Annotated in this window: 3 protein-coding genes; all 3 read left to right on the forward strand. The window is 39.0% G+C overall.

Going from position 1 to position 1,126, the window contains the following annotated elements:
• The coding region (locus tag QUB77_RS31585; RefSeq protein ID WP_333180936.1) for a helix-turn-helix domain-containing protein at window positions 1–561 on the forward strand (561 nt) is incomplete at its 5' end.
• The gene (locus tag QUB77_RS31590) at window positions 558–815 is read left to right on the forward strand and encodes a hypothetical protein (RefSeq protein WP_333180937.1); all 258 of its coding nucleotides are present in this window, start codon (window positions 558–560) and stop codon (window positions 813–815) included. The genes QUB77_RS31585 and QUB77_RS31590, both read left to right, overlap by 4 nt.
• A gap of 3 nt (window positions 816–818) precedes the next feature.
• Window positions 819–1,118, forward strand: a complete 300-nt coding sequence (locus QUB77_RS31595) for a transposase (protein WP_333180938.1) — start codon at window positions 819–821, stop codon at window positions 1,116–1,118.
• Window positions 1,119–1,126 lie beyond the last annotated feature (8 nt).

The following is a 1,126-nucleotide window of genomic DNA, read 5'->3' on the forward strand; positions in this document are numbered from 1 at the left end:
ATACCAATTTTATGTGAAGTTGCATATAATAGAGAGGTAGCGTTGATGGTGCGTTTTATGGCTCGTATTTTAAAAATCACAATTGAAGAAAGCGTAGAATTTTTAGAAAAACAACTAAAAAATACTCGTACTGCCAGTCAAAAAGAACGAATACAAGTATTATGGTGGTTAAAAACAGGGCAAGTACAGCAGCATCAAGAATTAGCGAATCGTTTGGGGAGAGACAAATCTACGATAACCAGGTGGTTACAAAAGTATCGACGGGGTGGATTGTCGGAATTATTGTTGGTAAAAAAAGCCCCAGGACAAGAACCACACTTGACAGGTGATGTATTAGAAGGACTAAAAGAACGTTTGGCAACAGGAGTCCCCTTCAAAAGCTACGGGGAAATTGTGGAATGGCTCAAAAGCGAGTATAATCTATTCCTTACTTATGCAACAGTCTATGCCTGGGTGCATTATCGTCTCCAAGCAAAACTGAAAGTGCCACGTCCGCAAAGTGCTTTACAGGACGTAGAAGCAGTGGAGCTTTTTAAAAAAACATCATTCCAGCAGTATTGACGTTTCAAAAATATTTTGGTAAGGGCAAAAGGCTACGATATTTGTGTCAAGATGAAACCCGTTTGGGATTGAAAACATTGACAGGAAAATTAATTACAGCTAGGGGGGTAAAACCAGTTGCTCCCCTACTGTGGAAACGTGAAAATTTTTGGTTGTATGGGGTAGTTGAACCATTGAGTGGCTGGCATTTTTGCCAAGAATATGCTGAGCTTAACGGAGAAGATTTTCAGCAATTTATTGATGCTCTTTCTTGAGAATTGGGTGAAGATATTGCCCTGATTCACATGGATAGAGCAGGTGCTCACATCACTAATGAACTTTCCTGGCCAGAAAATTTAATTCCTGTCTGTCAACCCTCACATAGTCCAGAACTTAATCCAATTGAAAGGGTCTGGGAATATATCAAACAGCAACTTGTTGGAGAAGTTTTTACAACACTAGATCAATTGCGAGAGCGATTGAAACAAGTTCTTGAAAAAATCACCCCTGACCAAATTAGTTCGTTGTCATCTTACAAGTTTATTCTTGAAGCCCTATTCTATGCAGCTTCATATTAAATTGGTAT

The sequence above is a fragment of the Microcoleus sp. AT9b-C3 genome, assembly GCF_036705485.1.
Taxonomy (GTDB): Bacteria; Cyanobacteriota; Cyanobacteriia; order Cyanobacteriales; family Microcoleaceae; genus Microcoleus.